This is a genomic window from Streptomyces sp. NPDC001373 (assembly GCF_042895815.1).
In the GTDB taxonomy this organism is placed as follows: domain Bacteria; phylum Actinomycetota; class Actinomycetes; order Streptomycetales; family Streptomycetaceae; genus Streptomyces.
The window spans coordinates 364,299-384,658 of the sequence record NZ_JBIAWQ010000006.1 but is presented as its reverse complement, the minus strand read 5'-3'; the positions used below and the strand labels follow the sequence as shown (position 1 = coordinate 384,658).

General features: G+C 72.4%; 19 protein-coding genes and 1 pseudogene. 9 read left to right on the top strand and 11 right to left on the bottom strand.

Going from position 1 to position 20,360, the window contains the following annotated elements; genetic code table 11:
• From ACFY15_RS17230 to ACFY15_RS17220, 3 genes are all read right to left on the bottom strand, one after another.
• Positions 1–525: a GNAT family N-acetyltransferase gene (locus ACFY15_RS17230; protein ID WP_390690544.1), complete on the bottom strand. Its 525-nt coding sequence runs from the start codon at positions 523–525 to the stop codon at positions 1–3.
• A gap of 706 nt (positions 526–1,231) precedes the next feature.
• Complete coding sequence (locus tag ACFY15_RS17225; RefSeq protein WP_390825722.1) at positions 1,232–2,011, bottom strand: phosphotransferase; 780 nt, start codon at positions 2,009–2,011, stop codon at positions 1,232–1,234.
• Positions 2,008–2,679 (bottom strand): class I SAM-dependent methyltransferase, encoded by a 672-nt coding sequence (locus tag ACFY15_RS17220; RefSeq protein WP_390825721.1) that lies wholly within the window; start codon positions 2,677–2,679, stop codon positions 2,008–2,010. Before ACFY15_RS17220 ends, ACFY15_RS17225 begins: the two co-directional genes overlap by 4 nt.
• Before the next feature lie 165 nt (positions 2,680–2,844).
• Here ACFY15_RS17220 and ACFY15_RS17215 point away from each other — a divergent pair, with 165 nt between their 5' ends.
• The 6 genes from ACFY15_RS17215 (at position 2,845) to ACFY15_RS17190 (ending at position 8,089) form a co-directional block, all read left to right on the top strand.
• Entirely contained in the window at positions 2,845–3,105 is a 261-nt protein-coding gene (locus tag ACFY15_RS17215; protein ID WP_390690547.1) for a DUF6225 family protein, read from the top strand.
• A 382-nt stretch (positions 3,106–3,487) separates the two neighbouring features.
• Positions 3,488–4,174 carry a helix-turn-helix domain-containing protein gene (locus tag ACFY15_RS17210; protein ID WP_390825720.1) on the top strand — a complete coding sequence of 229 codons (687 nt, stop codon included), beginning with the start codon at positions 3,488–3,490 and terminating at the stop codon, positions 4,172–4,174.
• A 144-nt stretch (positions 4,175–4,318) separates the two neighbouring features.
• Complete coding sequence (locus ACFY15_RS17205; RefSeq protein WP_390825719.1) at positions 4,319–4,909, top strand: hypothetical protein; 591 nt, start codon at positions 4,319–4,321, stop codon at positions 4,907–4,909.
• Positions 4,906–6,120, top strand: a complete 1,215-nt coding sequence (locus ACFY15_RS17200) for an MAB_1171c family putative transporter (protein WP_390825718.1) — start codon at positions 4,906–4,908, stop codon at positions 6,118–6,120. The genes ACFY15_RS17205 and ACFY15_RS17200 overlap by 4 nt, the downstream gene beginning before the upstream one ends.
• Positions 6,121–6,128: 8 nt before the next feature.
• Complete coding sequence (locus tag ACFY15_RS17195) at positions 6,129–7,544, top strand: FAD-dependent oxidoreductase (protein ID WP_390825742.1); 1,416 nt, start codon at positions 6,129–6,131, stop codon at positions 7,542–7,544.
• A 263-nt stretch (positions 7,545–7,807) separates the two neighbouring features.
• Positions 7,808–8,089: a hypothetical protein gene (locus ACFY15_RS17190; RefSeq protein ID WP_390825717.1), complete on the top strand. Its 282-nt coding sequence runs from the start codon at positions 7,808–7,810 to the stop codon at positions 8,087–8,089.
• A gap of 55 nt (positions 8,090–8,144) precedes the next feature.
• Here ACFY15_RS17190 and ACFY15_RS17185 read toward each other — a convergent pair whose 3' ends face one another.
• The 3 genes from ACFY15_RS17185 to ACFY15_RS17175 all read right to left on the bottom strand — a co-directional run bounded on the left by ACFY15_RS17185 (position 8,145) and on the right by ACFY15_RS17175 (position 10,509).
• Positions 8,145–8,687, bottom strand: coding sequence for a GNAT family N-acetyltransferase (locus ACFY15_RS17185; protein ID WP_390825716.1), 543 nt, complete (start codon positions 8,685–8,687; stop codon positions 8,145–8,147).
• Positions 8,688–8,821: 134 nt separating this feature from the next.
• The gene (gene galE, locus ACFY15_RS17180) at positions 8,822–9,823 is read right to left on the bottom strand and encodes a UDP-glucose 4-epimerase GalE (RefSeq protein ID WP_390825715.1); all 1,002 of its coding nucleotides are present in this window, start codon (positions 9,821–9,823) and stop codon (positions 8,822–8,824) included.
• Between the two features lie 470 nt (positions 9,824–10,293).
• A complete protein-coding gene (locus ACFY15_RS17175; protein ID WP_390690554.1) occupies positions 10,294–10,509 on the bottom strand; it encodes a hypothetical protein in 216 nt (71 codons plus the stop codon).
• A 238-nt stretch (positions 10,510–10,747) separates the two neighbouring features.
• Here ACFY15_RS17175 and ACFY15_RS17170 point away from each other — a divergent pair, with 238 nt between their 5' ends.
• The 3 genes and pseudogenes from ACFY15_RS17170 (at position 10,748) to ACFY15_RS17160 (ending at position 12,579) form a co-directional block, all read left to right on the top strand.
• Complete coding sequence (locus ACFY15_RS17170) at positions 10,748–11,323, top strand: Uma2 family endonuclease (protein ID WP_390825714.1); 576 nt, start codon at positions 10,748–10,750, stop codon at positions 11,321–11,323.
• Between the two features lie 116 nt (positions 11,324–11,439).
• Positions 11,440–11,904 (top strand): annotated as a pseudogene (locus ACFY15_RS17165) (AAA family ATPase); the annotation flags it as partial.
• Positions 11,905–11,976: 72 nt separating this feature from the next.
• Positions 11,977–12,579, top strand: a complete 603-nt coding sequence (locus ACFY15_RS17160) for a nucleotidyltransferase domain-containing protein (RefSeq protein ID WP_390825741.1) — start codon at positions 11,977–11,979, stop codon at positions 12,577–12,579.
• Positions 12,580–13,414: 835 nt separating this feature from the next.
• Here the strand turns inward: ACFY15_RS17160 and ACFY15_RS17155 are convergent.
• From ACFY15_RS17155 to ACFY15_RS17135, 5 genes are all read right to left on the bottom strand, one after another.
• Positions 13,415–13,801: a DUF6009 family protein gene (locus ACFY15_RS17155; protein ID WP_042812893.1), complete on the bottom strand. Its 387-nt coding sequence runs from the start codon at positions 13,799–13,801 to the stop codon at positions 13,415–13,417.
• Between the two features lie 226 nt (positions 13,802–14,027).
• Positions 14,028–15,728 (bottom strand): phage/plasmid primase, P4 family, encoded by a 1,701-nt coding sequence (locus tag ACFY15_RS17150; protein WP_390825713.1) that lies wholly within the window; start codon positions 15,726–15,728, stop codon positions 14,028–14,030.
• The gene (locus tag ACFY15_RS17145; RefSeq protein ID WP_390825740.1) at positions 15,725–16,768 is read right to left on the bottom strand and encodes a bifunctional DNA primase/polymerase; all 1,044 of its coding nucleotides are present in this window, start codon (positions 16,766–16,768) and stop codon (positions 15,725–15,727) included. The genes ACFY15_RS17150 and ACFY15_RS17145 overlap by 4 nt, the downstream gene beginning before the upstream one ends.
• Positions 16,769–17,777: 1,009 nt before the next feature.
• Positions 17,778–18,197, bottom strand: a complete 420-nt coding sequence (locus tag ACFY15_RS17140) for a hypothetical protein (protein ID WP_042815027.1) — start codon at positions 18,195–18,197, stop codon at positions 17,778–17,780.
• A gap of 63 nt (positions 18,198–18,260) precedes the next feature.
• Complete coding sequence (locus tag ACFY15_RS17135; protein ID WP_390690557.1) at positions 18,261–18,962, bottom strand: hypothetical protein; 702 nt, start codon at positions 18,960–18,962, stop codon at positions 18,261–18,263.
• Positions 18,963–20,360 lie beyond the last annotated feature (1,398 nt).

The window sequence follows — 20,360 nt, the reverse complement described above, 5'->3', positions numbered from 1 at the left end:
CTAGGGGTGCGGGTCGGTGGCCGGCGTCGCGTCGTCGGTCCAGGTGATCTCGAAGTACCTGACGCGCTCGTCCTGTCCGGCCGGCCGCATGCCGGCCGCCGTCATGACGTGGTGGGACGCGGTGTTGTCGTGGTCGGCGTCGCCCTTCACGCGGGTGACGCCGTGGGCCCGCGCGAGCAGCAGGAGGGCGCGGAGGGCTTCGGAGGCGTATCCGCTGCCCCGGGCCGCCGGGACGAGGCCGTAGCCGATGGTGACGCTGCCGTTCTCGTCCGCGGGTCCGTGGAAGCCGACGCCGCCGATCGCCCGGCCGTCCTCACGGAGCCGGATCTCGTAGTTGCCGAACGGGTGGGGGTCGCCGGTGTCGGCGCAGGTGCCCAGGAAGCGCCTGGCGGCGAACACGTCGCCCTCGGTGGGGTATCCCGGCGCCCACCGGTCGCCACCGTCCGCCTCGCCCCCCACCAGCCGCTCGGCCTCGCCGATGCTCATCGGGTGGAGCAGGAGCCTTGCCGTCACCACATCGCTCATGGGAGGCAGGAGTATCACGGGGGACCACCGGACCGCACCGGGATTGTCGGGGGGCGGGTGCTGCGACGGGCTCCCGCCACCGGATCCGCACGCGCCGCCGACCCGCTCCGCCCGCCGGGCGGCGTCGAGGACGTCGCCCAGGCGGTCGGCGATCTCGCCGATGCGCCGGGGCACGGGTCCGGGCGAGTCCATACGGGCGGCGACCGTCTCGATGTCGGCCTGGAGCAGGAGGACTTCCTCGATGAACGCCGCGATGTCCTCCGGGGCGACGCGGAGGTCGTCCCCGGCCAGCCGGGGGAAGAACCGTGCACCGAGCGAGCGGACGGTCTCCGACCCGGCCTCGCCACAGACGGTGGTGCGCCAGCTCTCGAAGCCGGCAAGGTCCGACGAACCCGCGGGGAGATCGAGGGAGCGGGTCCCGCCGCTCTCGTCGGTGGTGAACACGTCGACCAGCAAGCTCATGCCCCGCGTGGACCATGCCCGCGCCCCGACGGTCCACGGCTTTCCGTTCGGGGCCGTCACCGGCTGCGCATCGGCGCCCCGGATCTCGGCCTGAAGGACGGCCCAGCCCTCACTATCCGCCTCGAAGTACTGCCACGGATCCTCATCCTCGAAATGGGCACGGAACCAGATCGCCATGGCGCCGTCCTCGCCCCCCTCAACCACCTCGACCCGTCTGAACACCGTTGCGCGGGCACCGCCGTGCTCAGTCGGCCGGCTCGCCGAGGAGAACCGTCCGCTCCTGCCGGAGCCAGGCCCGTTCCTCCGTCATCTCGGCCACGTCGCCGCGGGCCAGGAACGTCGCCCACGGCTCCTCGCCCCGCCCGCCGAGCCGTTCGATGCGCGCCGCCTCGCGAGCCTGTACGGCGTCCAGCGCGTCCAGGACGGCTGCCGGGCGTGCGCCGTAGGCGGTGCAGAGGGCGTCGAGGCGGCCGCGCAGGGCGCCGTCCCCGGTGATCCCGGCTCTGTGCTGCTGCCGGACGGGGCGCAGCGGTACGGCGTACCAGGCGAGCTGTGCGAGGTCGTCGAGGGCGTGGCCGGGCGCTGCGAAGTCCCAGTCGATGAAGCCGGCCAGCCGGTCGCCGTTCCAGATGGAGTTCCACGGGCCGAGGTCGCCGTGCCGGATGATCATTCCGGGCCGCCACTCCTCGTCCTGGGCCCGCCATCGCGCGTCGGCCGGGGGCCTGAAGTCGCGGACCGCTTCGTGGTACTCGCGCAGCCAGGTCCCGAGCTCGCGGATGCCGGCCGTCGACCGCAGGGGCGGCGGCCAGGGGCTGAAGGCCGGTTCGCCGTGCAGGAGCGACACGACTTCGCCGGCGCCGTCGGTGCCGAGGGCGCGCGGTGTCCGGGTGAAGCCCGCCGACTCCAGGTGGTCCAGCAGGGTGTGCACCGCGGGCGTCCACGCGCCGGCCGGCCGGCGGATCGTTTCTCCGACGCGCCGCACGGTCGTCACACTGCCCTGGTCGGTGGCGCCGTCCTCGATCATCGGGCCAGTTTAGGGGTGCCTTCGTCGGGGGCGTCCCACGGGCGGCGGGCCAGCATGTGGGCGTCGAGGAAGCCGCGTTCGGAGGCCGGGTCGTGGAGGAGCCGGGCGAAGGGGGCGAGGCCGGCTGCGGCCAGGAGTTCGGCGATGCGGTCCGACGGCCAGCTGTAGGCGGGCGTCACCTTGTGGTCGAAGCGGACCGGGTCCGGGCCGTCGGTGGCGAAGAACGAGACCAGGAGCAGGCCCCCGGGTGCCAGGACGCGTGCCTGTTCGGCGAGGAGCGCCGGGAGTTCGTCGGGCGGGGTGTGGATCGTCGAGTAGTGGGCCAGTACTCCGCCGAGCGCTCCGTCCGCGACCGGCAGGGCTTCCATCCGGGCTTCGTCGAACCGCAGCGCCGGGTGGGCACGCCGGGCGTGGGCGACCATGCCCGGGGAGAGGTCGAGCCCGAAGGCGTCCACGCCCAGGTCGTGCAGCAGGGCCGTGAGGTGGCCGGGCCCGCACCCGACGTCGGCCGCGCGGGGGTTGCCCGTACCGCGTACCAGCTCGGCGAAGGTGGCGATCATGTTCCGTGTGAAGGGCTGTGCCTCCAGGCGGCGATCGGCGAACAGCGACGCGTAGAGCTCGACGACCCCGTCGTAGGCGGTCCTGGTCTCGTCCTGGTGCTGCGGCATGGGGGAAGAAGCTAGCAGCCCCGGCTCGCACCCGCCCGCCGGCTCCTCGCGACCGCCGTCCCAGACCGGTGGGAGCCGGGGATCCGATGTCCGGTTGCCGACATGGCACGCGTACCACGGCGCGCCGAACCCTGGTTCGGCCGACGGTGGTTCTAGCTTCTGTACATGGCTGACATGTTCGAGCACGCCCCGCAGGTATGGACCGCCGCGCGGCTGCGTGAAGCTCTCGCGGAACTGCCGGACGCGACACCGATCCACATCGGGGTCGCGGACGGGCCGGGTGATTTCGACGGGTACGGCGAGTACGTCCTGGTGGACGCCGAGCCCGTCGAGTTGGAAACCGACGGCGTCGACGGTCCTCCGCACGTCCAGTTCACCCTGTTCGCGGACGCCCGGGCGGGCGCCTACCACCCCGACGTCGACTGACACCGCCCGGGCCGGGGCGGCAGCGCCGACGGCCCGGCCCGGTTCCCCGCGACTGCTTCGCGACGGCAGTCGTGCGTGCACGCCGCCCTCCCCCGGCACGGCCGGAGGAGGGCGGGTCCGTGCCGGGGGCAGGCCTGGGCGGCAAGGAAGAGGCGGACCCGGTGCGTGAGGATCCTGGCTCTGCGCGGCGGGCCCACCGTGCAGGGCCTCTGGTGAGGGACCGTCACGTTCCTGCCACGACTGTGGCAGTTTGGCCGGAGATCCATGGCTTGCCTGCCACCACTGTGGCAGGATCGGCGACGTAGGGGCCGCCGACTGTGGCCCCGTGCTCCCGGTGGCTCCGGGAGGAGTCGTCCTGCGTCGACCTCGGGAGAGCAGCCCGGTGACAGAAGCCCTCTCCGAACCGCCCCTCCCCTCCCCCCAGCTGGCCGCGGCCGTCGAGCGGGTCGCCGGTCTTGGTGCCAAGCTCGGCCGGAGTCGTGACGAGGTGCTCGACCCGGAGACGCTGCACCGGGCCTGCGGGGTTCCCCTCGACGTCATCCGAGCGCTGCTCCAGGGGCGGGCGGCCGGTGAGCCGGACATCCACGCACGGTTCCGCCAGCGTCTGGACCTGCTCCACGAGACGCACCGCAAGGACAACGGCCGGAAGTTCTCGCACGGAGAGATCGCCCGGGAGAGCGGCATCTCCCGGCAGCAGGTACAGGCGCTGCTCGGCGGGGACCGCCGCCCCACGATGGACCACTGCGCACGGCTGGAGAGGTTCTTCGACCGGCCCGCCGGGTTCCTCCAGTCGGAGGACTCCGAGGCGCTGGGCTGCGTCCTGGCCGCCATCGAGAAGACCCTCCTCCAGGAGTGCCAGGAGCACAGCGAGCGCAACGCCCTCGCGGCCGCGGCCCCGGCCCGTGCCGGGCGGGCCGGTCTCTACGAACGGCACGGCGTCGACGGCATCGCACTGCGCGCGGCACTGCTGCCCGACCAGGGGCGCACCAGGTTGCTCGAATGGCTCGACACCTACATGGACGAGCACGCGGCCGAGGAGGATCCCGAACCGCCCGGCGAACGGGCCTGAGGACGTCGGGGACCCTCGCGGTCGTCGCGGCGCGGGGTGCCGGCAAGCGGCCGGCCGCCGTGCGGGGCGGCACGGGCCGGTCGCATGGAATCCGCGGAGGGACGTGTTCCGGCCCTCCGCGGGAGAGGGGCATGGGGAAGTCACGTGTTCAAGCAGCGGGAATCACGGCAGTCCGTGAACGCCATGGTGGGCGGGCTCGGTTGTCTGAAGCCTCCGGTTCCGGCCGAGGTGCTCTGCCGTGCGCTCTGCGACGCCATGGGACGGCGCCGGGGTCGGAAGACCGAGTTCCGCAGCACCTCCCTCCCTCCGGGCACCGTCGGCGGCGAGGGCCCCGTCCTGCTGGAGGAAAACGGGACCGCCGCCCGCAGGCACCGGGCGGAGGAGCGCGCGGCGGAACGCCACGGGCTGGAACTGGCTCATGCCGTACGGCACCTGCCGACGGCCTCCGACGTCCCCGAGCCCGACCGGGCCACCCGCTCAGGCCGCTACGGGACCCTCTGCGCCGCCCTGGCCGTCGTGTTCGCGCAGGCGGAGGCGCCCGTCGAGCAGCTGCCGGGCCCGGGCACCTACTACGCCGACACCCCGTACACGCGCGAGGTGATCGTCCTCCACCTGGTCGGCCACACCGCGGCGTCGGCCGTCATGGCCTCCATGCGCCGGCGCCGGCTGCGCCACGTGCACACCCGGCAGCGGGCCGCCGCCTGCGGGCCGGGCGCCGGAAAGGCCACGCGTTGAGCAGCGTCTACTACTACATCCCCGCGCTTCTCCTGCTCGTCTCCTTCGTCCTGAGGGTGCCCGGGCTCGTGCGGCACTGGCGTGATCCGCTGGTCCGCTCGGTGGCCGTGGTGATCCCCCTGGGCGCCGTGGTCTTCTTCTTCGCCGCGCCGCCGACGGTGTCCGCGGTGAACGCGCTCACCGGTGTCGCCAACTTCTCGGCCCCGCTGGTCTACGCCGTCGTCACCGCCGGGAGCGCCGGCGTCATCAACCTGATGCTGACCTGGCAGGGGGGCCCGGAGGAGCGGCGGCGTGCGGCCACCCTCTGGTGCGCCGGCGTCTACGGGGCGGTGATCGTCACGCTGCTCGCCCTGTTCGCCCTGGGAGACGCACCCGACGAACGGCTCCAGGACTTCGACACGTACTACTCCACCACGCCCTACCTCCGCGAAATGATCGTCCTCTATCTCGTGGCCCACGCGGTGGCGACGGCCGTCCTGTCGGTGCTGTGCTGGCGGTGGGCCCGCGAGGTCACCGGTCTGCTGCGCGCCGGGCTCGTCCTGATCGTGGCCGGAGGGGTCCTGGGGCTCGGATACACGGCGGGCAAGCTCCTCGCCGTCGGCGCACGCTGGACCGGCCACGACTGGGACGGCATCAGCACCACGGTGGCCCCCTCCATGGCAGCCCTCTCCTCACTCCTCCAGTGCATCGGTTTCGCCCTTCCCGCCGTCGGCCACAGCCTGCACAAGCAGTGGCGCCGCCGGTCGAGGTACCACCGGCTGGGTCCGCTGTGGGAGATCATGCGCCTGGTCATCCCGTACGAGCTGGTGCGGATCCCCCCGTGGTCCTCGCTGAGCAGGCGCCACCTGCGGCGTACCTGCGACATCCGGGACGGCCTGCGGCTCCTCGCCCCCTACCTCGAACACCGCGCGGGAACGGACGTGCGCGGGCCCGGGCGCGCGACGGTCCCCGGTGCGCTGAAGCCGGGGGCGGCGGAGCACGCGGCACTGGTCGTCGCCGCGTTCGACTCCCTGCGCACCCGCCCCTGCGACGGCGACGGCGACGGCAGCGTTCAGAGCCTGATCGACAGCGACGACGGACTCGTGCGCCTCTCCGACGCGGTACGGGTCATGGCGGCGCGCGGGGGCTACGCGACCGCCGGGCACGACCGGAACGGGCACGGCCGGACCGGACACGACCCGTCGGCGGCCCCGCGGAAGGCGGTGTCGTGAACGATCCGATGACCGCCCGCGCCCGCACCGGGCTCCACCGGCGTGCCCTGGTCATCGGCGGAGGGCTGGCCGGCATGCTGGCGTCCGCCGCGCTGCGCGGCGCGGTGGACGAGGTCCTCGTCGTCGAGAGCGACGAACTGCCGGACGGGCCGCTCCCCCGCAGGGGGCTTCCCCAGGCGCGCCACGCGCACATGTTCTGGAGCGGTGGCGTCCACGCCGCCGAAGCGGTACTGCCGGGGATCACCGACCGCTGGCTGGCGGCCGGCGCGAACCGCATTCCGATCCCGACCGGCATGGTCGCGCTCAGCTCCCAGGGCTGGTTCAGGCGCTGGGACCGCGAGACCCACTTCGTCCTGGGGTGCAGCCGCGACCTCCTGGACTCGGTGGTACGCGACCACGTCCTGGCCGGGGAGGGGGTCACGGTCCTGCAGCGCACCCGCGTCGAGGGGCTGACCGGCGGCGCGCGCCGCGTGACGGGGGTGCGTGTACGCGGGCTGGACGGCCGCGAGCGGACCCTGGAAGCCGACTTCGTCGTCGACGCGAGCGGACGTGGCTCGCAGGCACCCCGTCACCTGGAGGAGCTGGGGGTGCCCTCCGTGCCCGAGCGTTCCCTGGACCTCGGGCTGGTGTACGCGACCCGGGTCTTCCGCGCCCCGGAAGGGGCCGCGGGCTTCCCCATCGTCAGCGTGCAGTCGGATCCCCGCAGCGGACGGCCCGGCCAGAGCGCCAGCATCCTGCCGGTGGAAGGCGGCCGGTGGATCGTCACGGAGACGGGTACCAGGGCGGGCAAACCGACGGACGACGCGGAGGACTTCGCGGCCTTCCCGCGCGGGCTCCGCCATCCCGTGGTCGGGGAGATCGTCTCGCGCCTGGAGCCCCTCACCGGCGTATCGCTCAGCAGGAGCACGCGCAACACGCGCCGGTACTTCGAACGGGTGCGGGACTGGCCGGAGGGTTTCGTGGTCCTGGGTGACGCCCTCGCGGCGTTCAACCCCCTGTACGGGCACGGCATGTCCGTCGCCGCGCAGACGGCCGCGGTCCTGCGGAGGGAGGCCGGGGCCCGCGGTGTGGACTCCCCCGGCCTCGCACGGCACGTCCAGCGGGCCATGGCGAAGCCGGTCGGCGCGGCGTGGGACCTGGCGACGGGGCAGGACGTGTTCTACCCGGAGGTCCAGGGGGGCGGTCCGAACCTCAGGGACAGGATCCTGGGCCGCTACGTGGACCGCCTGGTGCGGACGAGCTGCGGACGGTTCAGCATGGTGGAGGACCTCTCGGACGTCACCTCGCTCCAGGCCCCGCTGACGAGCCTGGTCAGGCCCCGCGTCCTGCTGGGAGCCGTACGGGGTCCGCAGTACCCGCCGCTGAGCGGGCCGCCCCTGACCTCCCGGGAACTCGCCCTCGTCCAGGGCGGGGCCCGGCGGTGAGGGGACCGCAGCCCGACTGGCGTGCCCACGGGACGGACGACCCCGACGGAGACGGTCGGCCCGGGCCACCCCGACCCCCGGAGCCGTAGGACAGCCAGCTCGGAGGGGCCGGGGCGGGCGGGTTGACCACGAAAGAGTGCACATCGGCGTGCCGACACGCCGACTGCCCCGAACCCCTTCGCCGACGGCACCCGTTGGGAGCAAGATGGGTCCGGGCAGAGACGCACCGCCTGGTGGGGCGTGATCTCAGTGGGGTGAGGAAGATGGTCTGGCGGTACACGGACGCGGAGACGCTCGTACGTCGCGGCGCCGACGGGCAGTTCTACGTGGCCGCCCAGGACGTCACCGCGATGCTCCGCGACCTGGCCCGGGCGTTCGACCAGCACGCGCAGTCGGACGAGACCGTCCGGCCGACGGTGGACCGGACGGCCACGGCCCGTCTGGACGAGGACACGATGCGGACGGTCGCGAGCATCCTGCGTGCGCAGGCCGACGAGATGGACGTCCAGCTGATCGCCATAGTCGGCCGGCACCCGCTGGGCTGACCCGCGCACACGGAGGATCGCCCGCCGGAAGGGACCGGCGGGCCGGGGCCGGGCGTCAGGGGCGGGCCAGGCCCCAGGTCTGGAGGACGTAGGGCCTCCCCTTCTCCTCGCCCGTGATCAGCGGCACGTCGAGCAGCCTGAACCCCGCCTTGCCGGCCACGGCGACGCTGGCGGCGTTCTCGGCCTCCAGCTCCAGGATCACCTGCCCCGCGCCCATCTCCTCGAACGCGTACGCGGCCATCAGCCGTACCGCCCGCACCGCCAGCCCCTTCCCCCGGTGCGCGGGGCCGACCGCGTAACCGATCTCCATGCCCTCGGGGGCGCGCCGCAGCATGATCTCGCCGAGCGGGGCGTCTCCGTCGACGGTGATGGCGAGCAGGATGGTCGTGCCCTCCCTCCGGACCTGGCGGTCCCGGACCAGCCGTGCGCGGGCGGCCGCCTCGTCGAAGGGCGACACGATCGGCGTCCAGTACGCGATGTCGGGGTGGTCGAACAGCTCCGGCATCGCGGCCAGGTCGCTCTCCCTCCAGTCGCGCAGGACGAGCCCCTCCCCCGACAGCTCGATCCGCTCGGGCAAGGACGACGTGGTACTGCTCATGCTGGGGACCTCCCGGACCTCCCTGGCCTGTTCATGACGAGGCAAGATAACCGGGGAGGCCCCGGTCCCACCGGCATTTTCCACGGCCCCGCGCCCTCTGGCCCCCCTGGCCCCCTGGCCCCCGTGGCGTCGCTCTACTCGCCGGTGCCGATCACCGTGGCGCGCTTGTCGTACCAGCGCAGTGAGTCGCGGATGCCGTCCTCGACGGAGTGCTCGGCCTTCCAGCCGAGGAGCTCGCGGGCGAGGTCGACGCGGGCGTAGGCGCCGGCCGAGTCGCCGGGCCTGCGGTCGGTCTCGACGGCGGCCAGCGGGGTTCCGGTGACGGTTTCGAAGGCGGCGAGGAGCTCGCGGACGGTCGTTCCGCGGCCGGTGCCCAGGTTGATGACGCGGTAGGGGGCGGCGGCGGTCACGGCGTCGAACCGTTCGATGGCCCTGACGTGGGCTGCGGCGAGGTCCCAGACGTGGACGTAGTCGCGGATGCCGGTGCCGTCGTGGGTGGGGTAGTCGGTGCCGGTGAGGGAGAACGGCTCCCCCGCGTGGTGCACGTCGATCATCTTGCCCAGGGCGTGCGTGGGCGTGCGGACCTGGAGGCCGGTACGGAGCTGCGGGTCGGCGCCGATCGGGTTGAAGTAGCGCAGCGAGATGACGTTGAGGGTTCCGGCCGCGGCGACATCGCTGAGGATCGTCTCGAACGTCGCCTTGGTGCGGGCGTACGGGCTGAGGGTTTCGAGGGGGGACCGCTCGTCGACGGAGAAGTCCGCCGGGTCGGCACGGTAGATGGAGGCCGAGCTGCTGAAGAGGAGGTTGCGGCAGTCGTTGCGGACGAGGTGCTCCAGGAACTGGATGCCCTTGGAGACGTTCTCGCGGTAGTAGCCGAGCGGGTTGGCGACCGAGTCGGGGACGACGATCAGCGCGGCGCAGTCGACGGCGGTCCGGATGTCGGGGTGCTCGGTGAAGACGCGGTCGAGCAGGGCCCCGTCGCTGATGTCGCCCTCGTAGAAGATACGGCCTTCGGTGAACTCGCGGCGGCCGGTGGCGAGGTTGTCGAGGATGACGGGGGTGATGCCGTGGTCCGTGCAGGCGGAGGCGACGGTGCTGCCGATGAAGCCGGCGCCTCCTGCGATGAGTACCTTCAAGGTCTGCTCCTCGTTCGTCGGTGCGGTCGTACCGCCGGGTCGGGGCGGGCCGGGGCGGAGCGGAGCGGGCGGAGCGAAGCTTCCGGGTCCTGCGCCGCCGGGGTGTTGCGGGCATGGTGCCCCATGCCGGCCTGGGCGCGCGTACGGGTCGTCGTCCTCCCCCGGTGGGTCACCCCGTAGTGATCATCATCGGTGGTGGGGCGTGGCAGGGGCCAGGGGACCGCTGCCCTGGGAGGCCGGGCCGGCTCGACGGGTTCGAGGAGGAGGCCGAGGCGTGGGGCGCGCGGGCCGCCGCGCTCGGGGGGAGCCCGACGGGTCGTCGCAGGAGCCGGAACAGGGGGGTGGGGACGGGGCGTCCGCCGGGATTGGGGTGGTGGGCGCAGCGGAGCTGGTGGGCGCAGCGGAGCTGGTGGGCGCAGCGGAGCTGGTGGGCGCAGCGGAGCTGGTGGGCGCAGCGGAGCTGGTGGGGTTCAGCTGCGCACCGGCCGCCGCCTGGAGGGGTGGACGGCGCCCTGGAGCCCGTCGGGGCGCGGGTGCGCAGCGTCGCCGTACGGGTCGACCGGGCCGACGGCGCCCGAGATCACGCGGGCCCGGCCCGAGGACACCCTGACCCGGGACGCGTACAGCGCCACCGTCGCGTGCGTCCCGGGCGCGCCGGCCGACTGGAGCGCCGAGGCCGACCCCACGGGGGCCAACCCCCGTCCGGGCCGGACACGGGCCCGGCGGGTCCTGCACGGCAGCCACCCGATGACGGCATCCGGCGGACCGGTCGAACCGGTCCGCCGGACACGCACCGAGCCGGCATTCCACCAGGCGGCGGACGTCGGCCAGGACGACCGGCTCGGCGCCCCCGCTCCGGCGGCAGGACCACCCACCACCACGCCCGGCTCGATACGCTGACCGGGGCCCTACCGGGAGGACACCGTGATCACACGAGACAGGCCGCAGATGAGCCGCGAGGCCTTCGAAGCCATCGCTGAAGCGGCCGCGCAGCACGACGTCAGACTCGAATTCGTCAACGGAGAGCTGGGAGTCAAGCCCGTGCCCGACGGCGACCACGGCGAGATCGTCATGTGGCTGCTGGAGCACTGCATGCAGCAGCGCCCCGACCTGCGTCTGTACCCGGAACAGGGCCTCCGCGTCGATGCGTACGGGAACGGCAACGCCCGTCCCGACGGTGTGCTCGCTCCCAAGGGGTACTTCGCGGGCCAGGGGGAATGGGCCGGAACGGAGGGCGTCGTCATGGTCCTCGAGGTGACCTCCTACGACACCAGGACCGACCAGCGGGACCGCCGCGAGAAGCCGCGCGCCTACGCCGAGCAGGAGATCCCGGTCTACCTCCTCATCGACCGCGACAGTGGCTCTCTGGTCCTGCACACCGATCCCGTCAACGGCAGGTACCACACGCAGACGTTCTTCTTCGGGGACCCCGTGAGGATCTCCGACCCGGTGAACATCACCCTGGACGACACCGACATCCTCAAGAACCACGTCCGCTGACCCTGCCGAACCACCCGTTGATGCGGGACGGGGGATCCCTCGCGGCGACGACTGCCCTCACGGCCCGCGCCGGAAACCGGCGGCCGGCACGGGCCGTCCGGCGGTAGCGTGCCAGGATGCCCGAGCACACCTCCCCGCCCGAAGCCCCGGACGGGCCGCGCTGCCTCCTGCTGGTCGGTCTGCCCGGGTCCGGGAAGTCCCGCCTGGCCCGTGCCCTCGAGGCGCAGGGCGTGACCCGCCTCCGCCCCGACGAGGAGATGCACCGGCGGTACGGCGTATACGGCCTCGACCACCCGCGCGGCGCGTTCTCCGCCCACGAGCGGCCGGTCCTGGACGACCTCAAGCTCCGACTGGGCAGGCTCCTCGCGGACGGCCGGCCCGTCGTCCTCGATCACGGGCTGTGGACCCGGGCCGAGCGCGACGACTGGCGGCGGGTCGTCACCGAGGCGGGCGGGGTCCCGGTCCTGGTCCTGCTCGACGCCGAGCACGACACCCTGCGGGAGCGCATCCGGCACCGCAACGCCCACGGGTCCCCGGCCGACCTCCGCTTCGAGGAGCACGACCCGTACCGGTTCCGCGACCGGTACCAGCCGCCCGGTCCCGACGAGAACCCCGTTCGCCACGACGGCGACCCGACGACCGCCCTCCGTCTCCTGACGGCCGGAATCTCCACCCGCTGGGATCCCGCACCCCTGCGCGAGGTGGCCGCCCTGTTCGGCCGGGCCGGTTGCCGGTGGTGGATCGCCGGGGGCCACGCCATCGAGCTCGCAGCCGGCCGCGCGCTCCGCCCCCACGACGACATCGACGTCCTGCTCCTGCGCGACGACCAGCACGCCGTACAGGAGGTCCTCGCCGGATGGGAGTGGTGGGCCGCCGACCCGCCCGCAACCCTGCGTCCCTGGCGGCCCGGGGAGCATCTGCACTCCGGCGTCCACGACATCTGGTGCCGTCCCGCGCCGGGCACGGCCTGGCGGATCCAGGTGATGCTGGACGAGGCGGGGCGCGGCCAGTGGGTGTCCCGGCGCGACGACGGCGTGCGCCGGCCGGTCGCCGGGATCGGCGCGGTCAGCCCGGACGGCATCCCCTACCTGAGGCCTGAGATCCAGCTCTACTACAAGGCGAAGCGCCCCCGCCCGAAGGACAAGCAGGACTTCGACGCCGCCCTCCCCCTCCTCGGCACCGAACGGCGCGCCTGGCTCGCCGACGCCATCACGCACACCTTCGGCTCCCATCCCTGGGCGGTCCGGCTGCGCTGACGGGCACGCAGGACGCCCGGCCCACAAGGGGATGCGTCCTCCCCGACACCGGTCCGACCGGGCGCTGCAAGCCCGTGCCGCCCCACCACCAGCACGGCACCGGCACCGGCACCGGCACCGGCACCGGCACCGGCTCACGTGCCGACGAGTCGACGACGTTCGTCCGGGCATGCTCGCACGCTGGTGCGCCTTCATGTCCCGGGACCCCTGTCGACCGCCGGGGCACGCGGCCACCATCGGCGTTTCGGCCATCGGGCATCCGCGGCTCGGGCCAGAACCGGCGCGGGTCGGTGCACCCGGCACGAACGTGCATTCGCCTGATATCCGGGGTTCCGGCACGTCTCAAAGACGTGTGTTCGACACGCTGACCGCCGTCGTTGAGCCCGTCGACCGAACCCCACCACCCCTTCCCGGAGGCAAGCATGTACTCCCTGCCCCCTCGTCGTTCCGCCCTTCCCCTCGCCCCTCGGACCGCGCCCGTTCGATTCGCGGCCCCTGCTGCGCGGATCCGGCGCGCCTTCGGCGCGGGCCGTGCGTCACGCACGGACACGAGGCGGGACGCATGACCGACCGCGACACCACCCCGTAGGCATGTGGACGGCGCACCGTCTGCGCGCGCCCGCGGGCCGAGCCCGGCGGAGCCCTGGGCGCCGCCGGGTCAAGGACCGAACGCCGGGGCCGCGAAGGATGGGGAGGCCGTACACCCGCTTCAGTCCCTGCCGGTCCTTGCAGGTCAGAGCGCTGACAGGACCCGCTCAGGGACTGAAGGGACCGAATTTTCGAAGTACGTGCACGGTCTCGGCAGGCCGGCCGGCCTGCCGGCCAGGGGCCCGTGTCAGGCGACGGTGCGCGTCGTCGTGCCCGCGGCGCCCCGCTGGGAGCGTTCCGTCTTCATCCCGACGTGCCGCGGCTCCACCGTGCGGGGGTCCACCGCCTCGCCGGGGGCGCCGGCCCGGTAGAGGCCGTCCGGTTCCGCGTCGCGGTCGTGCGGGAGGAGGTAGAAGACGCGGCGCTTCTGGAGGCCGCTGTCGGGGTCGGCCTCCGCGCTGTCGCAGAGTTCGGCGAAGCCGACCATACGGCCGTCCCGGTAGTAGCGGGGCTTGCCGCGCCGGCGCGGGGTCTTGTCGAGGGCCTGGCGTACGTAGTCGAGCTGCGCGGGGTCTTCCAGCCACACCACCTTGTCCTCGTGGGTGAGATCGCTTGCTTGAAGTAGCGAGCTCATGGCCTCGGTCCCCTCTCGGTCTGACGTAGCTGCTGCACGGGCCGGACGGGCCACGCTACCGGGCGCCGGGCATGGGCTATGCCGGTATGCGGGGCGGCGTCCTGTGGGTGGCTCATTCGTTGCGTGTCCATGGTAGGTGTCTGGATGCGGTGGCGGACAGTAGGCCCGGGCGGTTCACCCCGGGGCTGCCCCGTTCGCCGGGCGCCTCGTACGGTCCCGTACGGCCTCATCCGGCCTCTTCGGCGAGCAGGGCGAGGCCGGGGTAGAACTTCTGGCCGTTGGAGCGGAGCATCTCGCCGGGCGAGGAGATGCCGACCTCGGCGCGGATGCGCGTGGCGAAGGCGCGGGTGGTGGCGGGTCGCAGGCCCTCGCCCTCCTGGCACCAGGTGCTGTAGGCGCGGTAAAGGGCCCCCTGCTCGACCTTGAAGTCCCGCGGCTCCTCGGTACCGTCGCCGGTGGTGCAGCATTCGGCGAGGAAGCGGCCGATGTGGTCCTCGGTGGTGGCGTAGGCCTGGGTGGCGGTGCGCACGACGGTGGGCCCGGTGAGGGAGGGCTTGGTCCTCAGGTAGGCCATGGCGCCCTGGATCATCCAGTGGAGGATGCCGGCGCCCTCGTGGTTGACGAGTTCCTCCGCCAGGTTGTCGATCTTGCGGTGGTCGGGGACGACCTTGTCGAACGGGATGAGGCGGATGCGGCGCCAGAAGGCGTGCCCGCCGGTGCCGACCTCGGGGCGGTGGTTGCCGAGCAGCCACAGCTTGTGGGTGGGCTCGAAGCTGAAGTAGTCCTGGCGCATGCGGCGGGCCTTGAGCCGGTCGCCACCGGTGAGGAGCTTGACGCGGGCCTCGTCGAACTTGTCGTGGGGCTTGAGCTCGCTGCACACGAACAGGCGGCGGCCGTGGAGTTCGGTGAGCTCGGTGGAGTGCTCGTTGAACTTGCCGCGCTCCATCAGGAAGCCGGGCGGTGCCACGTCCGCGTAGTCGCCGAGGATCTTGATGACGATGTCCATGAGGGCGGACTTGCCGTTGGCGCCGATGCCGTAGAGGAACGGCAGCACCTGGCCGCCGACGTCCCCGGTGATGGAGTAGCCGAGCAGGAGATGGACGAAGGTGATCATCTCCTTGCCCTTGTCGTCGTCGCCGAAGGTCTCCGTCAGGAAGCGGGCGAAGCGGGGGGTGGGGCGGGCCTCGGGGGCGAGGTAGGTGGCGCGCGAGTGCAGGTCCCGCAGCGGGTCGGGCTTGCGGAGCTCGCCGGTGCGCAGGTCGACGACGCCTGCGGGGGTGCACAGGGCGTACTTGTCGCCGTCGAGGGTGTCGGGGTCGAGGGCGAGCTCCGGGGAGGCCTTGGCCTGGGACAGCATGGCCTTGACGCCGGAGGTCGACATGGCGCGCTTGCGGTGCTGGGCGAGCTCGCGGTCGGTGAAGTGCCCCCGGGGGTCGTGCAGCGGCATCTCCTCGGCCATGTCGCCGGCCGCCCAGATCGCCGCCTTCTCGCCGCCGGTGCGCTTCCAGCGGTACTCGTCCCACACGTACCAGCCGAGGCCCTCGACGTGGCGGAAGCGGTGGTTGTGCAGGTGGGCGAAGAGCTTGGCGTTGCCGCGGTCGGTGAGGTTGACCAGCAGGCCGGCCTGGACGAAGTCACCGGGACGGGAGACCGCCCCGGGCGTGGAGACCTGCTGGGCGGGGAGCTGCGCGGTCGCGGCACCGTCCGTGACCCCGGCTGCCCCGGAGGTACCGGGAACACCGGAGACACCGGGGACACCGGGAGCCGCGGCCGTTCCCGGCGTCCCGGTGGGGCCGGCCGCTCCGATCGTGCGGGCCGCTCCGGTGGCTCCGGCTGTCCCGGCCGCTCCGGCGGTTTCGGCGGCGAAGACCGCGAGCTGCTCCGCGGCGGCGTGCGCGTCGAAGCCGGTGCTTCCTGCGCTGCTCATGAACGTCCCTTGGGGTGGATGGGGCGGTGGCTGCCGGCGCGGAGCGCGGAGTCGATGACGAGTCGGTTGCGGCGCTGCCGGGCCGGGCGGGCCGCGTTCGCCGCGTCGGTGAGGAGGTCGGCGCATTCGGGCAGCGTGATGTGGCCGGCGGCGGCGAGGCCGCCGGCGGTGAAGGCCGCCCGGTTGAGCTTCTCGCCGAACGCGGTGCCCGAGGGTGCCTGGGCGCAGGCCCGGACTTCGGCGAGGAGGGGGGCGAGGATGCGGTGGGCGTCGTCGGCCCCGGCCGTCGGCGTCGGAGGCGTCGGCGCGGTCCGCGTGCTCCGGGGCCCGGGGGCGCGCTCAGGCCCGGGCTGCGGGGCGGGGTGGTGTCCGGTGCGGGCGAGTTCGGCGTTGAGCCACAGCGGCAGGGGTGCGGGCGTACGGGAGCCCGGCAGGGCCTCGTAGGTGCCCGCGGCGGTGCGGGTGCCGGGCGCGACGATGTAGCCGCCGGTGGCCCGTACGTCCACCTGCCAGGCGAGGGCCGTGCGGGTGCTGTTGCCGCTGGAGGAGCGGATGGCCGGGCTTCCCAGCGGGGCGCGGTACCAGATGTGCATGCCTCCGCTGGGGGTGCGTACGCGCAGGGTGCCGCCGTCCTGGGCCGGATCGGGGCGCCGGCGGAGCGCGGCCAGGAGCGCGAGGGTGTCGTAGCCGGAGCCGAGCCCGGTCAGGTCGACCCGTTCGTCGACGTGGATGCCCGGCAGCAGGCGCCCCCGCTCCGGCAGCGGGGCCGGGTGGGTGTCCACGTCGATGACGACCAGGCCGGCCGGGCCGCAGGAGACGCCGACACCGAACTCCGGCTCCTGGCGCCACCAGTCCCTGATGACTCCGGTGTCGGTGGTGGCGGCGTGGAAGCCGTGGCACCAGTGTCCCTCCGCCGTACAGGGGCAGGCCGAGGGGGCGTGGTGCTGCTCCCGGCAGCGGGCGCAGTTGGCGGGGGGCGTCTTGGTCCCTGGGGCGAGGGGGTGGACGGGCATGCCCTGGGAGGCCAGCCAGAGCGCCACGCCAAGGCTGTGCCGGGAGCCGACGGCGGCCGCTGGTGGCGGCGTTGCGCTGTGGGCTGGCACGTGTGTCTTCCTCGGCGGTGCGGTGTGGCTTGGTTGGACCGTGTGGGCTGGTGGGAGGGTCGGCCCCGGTCCCGGCAGGGACTGAAGGGACCAAACTTTCACAATGCCGGAGCCTAGCGCAGCGACACGCCGAAGCAGTGCAAGCTGCTGCGACTGTTTTGATTTTTCAGTCCCTTGAGTCCCTCCGAGCTGTGGCGGCAGTAGTCTGGATCATGAAGATTGCCCTGGATTGCCGGTTTTCGCCCGCGCGGGGTGCCAGGGACTGAGTCCCTCCGGGGTCCTGGGCCCCCCTCCCCCTGATCCCGCTCACCCCCCGAACAGGGTCGTAAAGGCCGTCAGGCACCCTTCGGTCCCTGTCGCTTCAGTCACTGACAAACCTGCTGGTCAGGCGGTTGCTCCCCGATTCGAAGGGACTGAAGGGACTCAGTTTTCTAGTTATGACGTGAATATGGCACCAGTACTGCTTACGCCCGCGCATACACGCACGCACGTAAAGGCTGGAAGAGTGGATTCTGAGTCCCTTCAGTCCCTGCGTTTCTGCCTGAACCTGCTCTGACCTGCGCAAACGTGGAGGGGCTGAGGGACTCAGGGACCGAGGGACCGAACACGGACGGCGCCGAGGGTCCACGGACCGCTGTCGGCGGGCCCCCTCAAGGTGTCGTCGGCTTCAGTCCCTGGCGGTGCGGACCAAGGGACCGGAGTACCGAGGGACCGAAGCACCGAAGGACTGAAGGGACCGAAGGAGCGAAGGACCGAAGCAGTGTCAGGGACGAGGAGCGCTCGCTCCCTCACACTGCTTCGGTGGGCTGCCCGGTTCAGCGCTCCCAACTCAGGGCACGGCGGATATAGTGGCGGCACGAGTTACTCAGGCGCGAGGGGCCCTCCACGATGTGGAGGGCCCCTCGTCTTGTCCTTTTCCCGTTCCTGTTGCCCCGCGGGCTCCGGCTCAGGCCACCTGGAGCTTCGGACGGCCCGTCGTCGGCGTGGGCGGGGCCTGGTGGTACGTGGGCAGCTTCAGGTTGGGCAGGTCGCCGGCCTGGATACGGACCAGGGCCGCACGGAAGGCCGCCTCCATGCTCTCCGGGCTCTCGTACTTCGCCGCGAGCGGGTGGAGCCGGTAGGAGTTGCCGTTGCGCTCCTCGCTGCGCGGGCGGAGCACGATGTTCAGCTCGCACAGTGGGGCCATGAGCCCGCTGACGGCCTGCGGCGTGACCCCGTACTCGGCCGCCATGTCCTTCTGCCGGACGCCCAGCGCTCCCCCGAAGTCGCTCCGGGCGACCAGGTACTGGAGGAACTTGACGGCGGACCCTGACAGCGGCAGGGCCCAGATGCGCTCCGCGACGATCGGAGACATGACGTTAGCCATGGGACGGCCTTCCTCGTGAGCGGTGGCGGTGGTCCGTGATGGAGGACGGGCCTGGCAGCACTATCACCCCGTACGTTTCCTTCCGCGATAGTCGGCCGCCGCCCCGAAATCGAGGTCGAGTTCCTCCTGATGGGCACCTTGCGGGCCCACAGCGTAGGGGAAGGCCGCCACGTCGTGCTCGTGCCGGTCGGCGATCTCGGCGAGTACGTCGTGCTGGGCCGTGCTGTTGCCGTGGAACCACAGGCGCACATTGAGCTGGATCCGGCCCCGGCCGGCCTTCTCCACCCAGTTGTAGCCGCACAGCGCCTGGACGGCGCGGTTGACCGTGGACCGCGTGATCATCTTGCCGCCCTTCTGAGCGGCGATCTTGTTCAGCCCATCGGTGATCTCCTGCTGGGTGTACGGGGTGACGCCGGTTCCCGGTACCTGCCCACCGGCCACGAAGAGGAAGACGCAGAGCTGGGACTTGGTGATGCTGTTCGCCACGGCGAGCTGTGCCAGCAGCTGGGTGAACCAGTTGCTGGCCAGGCTGTACCCGGATCCCCCGGCCATGTCGTGCACGGACTTCGGGTCGGCGGCGTACTCGAAGTGGACTCCCTTGAGCCGACGACGGCCTCCGGGGTCGGTGGCCTCGGCGACCTTCTCGCCGAGTTGCTGGCCGAGGACCGCCAGGATGTCTCCGTACTCGGCTTCGCTGCCCGCGGCGGTGGGGACGGGCACGGCTCGGGGCCCGCGCCGACGACGGGCGGGCGGATCAGATGTCACAGGACCTCCTTGTTACTCAGGCGGTCCGAGGCTATCCAAAAAATCAACTCCTGCTTGTCTTTTGACGCCTCGGCGCGCCGGAGGACGACTCTGCGTCAGGTTCTGTTCGAGCGCCGCACCGAAAGTCCACGGTGGGTGGAGTTTCGGTGCCGTGGAGTCCCCGAAATCCACGCCTGCTTGATTTCGGTTGTCGGAATAGCGACACATAGGTGTAGATGCCATGCGCACCCGCGAGGCGTTCGGCGCCCATGACTCAACCCTCTGACCTGCGGCGCCGCCACGCGGACCGACGCCGGACAGAACTCAACCCCTGCTTGAGTTTTCCGCGCAATGTGCCCGCCAGGTACACATTGGAGGACCCCGAACGTGTCGTGGGCGACACATGACACTCAACAGAACCGCAGGTCAGAGGCTTGAAAACGCGGCGCCCTCTTACTAAAAGAGCAACCCGACGACGCCCCTCGGCCCCTCCCCCGGCCCCTCGAACCTTCCCCCGTCTCGGCACCTGCCCCCCCACGGGCGCCGGTTCCCTCGATCCGGTCCGATGCCTTGGTGCCTTTTTCCTCCCCACGCCCTGATACACCAGCCGACGCACCTTCAGCACGGGCAGGCTCCAGCCGACATACCCACCGTCACTCCCCCACCCCAGGTACGTCCGGCATCAGCCCCGGCTCTGCCCGGCCCTCATGCCCAGTGAGGGCGCCCAGCGCCCGAGGGGTGCACCGGCGACCGTCAGGGAGCCGGGGCAGGGCGTGAGGGGGAGCGGGTCCAGGGCGCCCGAGCGCCTGGCGAGGGGGTCTGGGGGGCGAGCAGCCCCCCATGCCAAGGCCGGTCCAGCGCGGCCAGGCGCTGGCGGGGTCCAGGGGCTGGCCCCTGGGACATCCGGACCGCAGCCGGGGAACCGGCAAGAACCCTGACGTGCGGTCGGTCGGATGCGCCGACGGCGGTGTAGGTTCACCGACCCGGATTGGATTCCGGCATGACGGATTGGTCGCGACTCAGGCACGCAAGCGGCTTCGGGGAAGACGTACCGGCGGTGCTGGAGCAGATCGCATAGGAGGCGAGCCCCGAGCGTTGGAGCGGTCTGTGGTCGGCGCCGTGTCATCAGGGCAGCGTTCACTCGGCCAGCTCCGCGGCCCTGCCATGGCCGGCGAGGTTGCCGGGCGACGACGACCGGGAGCAGGCGGTCAGCGCCCTCAGCCTGGCTGGCGCGATCCTGGCGGTTCCGGGCAGGCGCACGCGGTCGGCGACGTCCGCGCGCTGTACGCGGCGGAGATCGAGATTCTGCTGGCGCTGGTGAACGCACATCTCCGGACGGCTTCCGGTCGCACCGAGTACACCTACCTCCTGGAGTGCGTCCTCGGCTTCGAAGGCGTCATGAGCTGGAGCGAGGAGCTG

Excerpts from the sequence above, each read along its gene's own strand:
- ACFY15_RS17230 (WP_390690544.1), bottom strand. The coding sequence starts at position 525 with ATGAGCGATGTGGTGACGGCAAGGCTCCTGCTCCACCCGATGAGCATC.
- ACFY15_RS17225 (WP_390825722.1), bottom strand. The coding sequence starts at position 2,011 with ATGATCGAGGACGGCGCCACCGACCAGGGCAGTGTGACGACCGTGCGG.
- ACFY15_RS17220 (WP_390825721.1), bottom strand. The coding sequence starts at position 2,679 with ATGCCGCAGCACCAGGACGAGACCAGGACCGCCTACGACGGGGTCGTC.
- ACFY15_RS17215 (WP_390690547.1), top strand. The coding sequence starts at position 2,845 with ATGGCTGACATGTTCGAGCACGCCCCGCAGGTATGGACCGCCGCGCGG.
- ACFY15_RS17195 (WP_390825742.1), top strand. The coding sequence starts at position 6,129 with ATGACCGCCCGCGCCCGCACCGGGCTCCACCGGCGTGCCCTGGTCATC.
- ACFY15_RS17190 (WP_390825717.1), top strand. The coding sequence starts at position 7,808 with ATGGTCTGGCGGTACACGGACGCGGAGACGCTCGTACGTCGCGGCGCC.
- ACFY15_RS17185 (WP_390825716.1), bottom strand. The coding sequence starts at position 8,687 with ATGAGCAGTACCACGTCGTCCTTGCCCGAGCGGATCGAGCTGTCGGGG.
- ACFY15_RS17155 (WP_042812893.1), bottom strand. The coding sequence starts at position 13,801 with ATGAGCTCGCTACTTCAAGCAAGCGATCTCACCCACGAGGACAAGGTG.
- ACFY15_RS17150 (WP_390825713.1), bottom strand. The coding sequence starts at position 15,728 with ATGAGCAGCGCAGGAAGCACCGGCTTCGACGCGCACGCCGCCGCGGAG.
- ACFY15_RS17140 (WP_042815027.1), bottom strand. The coding sequence starts at position 18,197 with ATGGCTAACGTCATGTCTCCGATCGTCGCGGAGCGCATCTGGGCCCTG.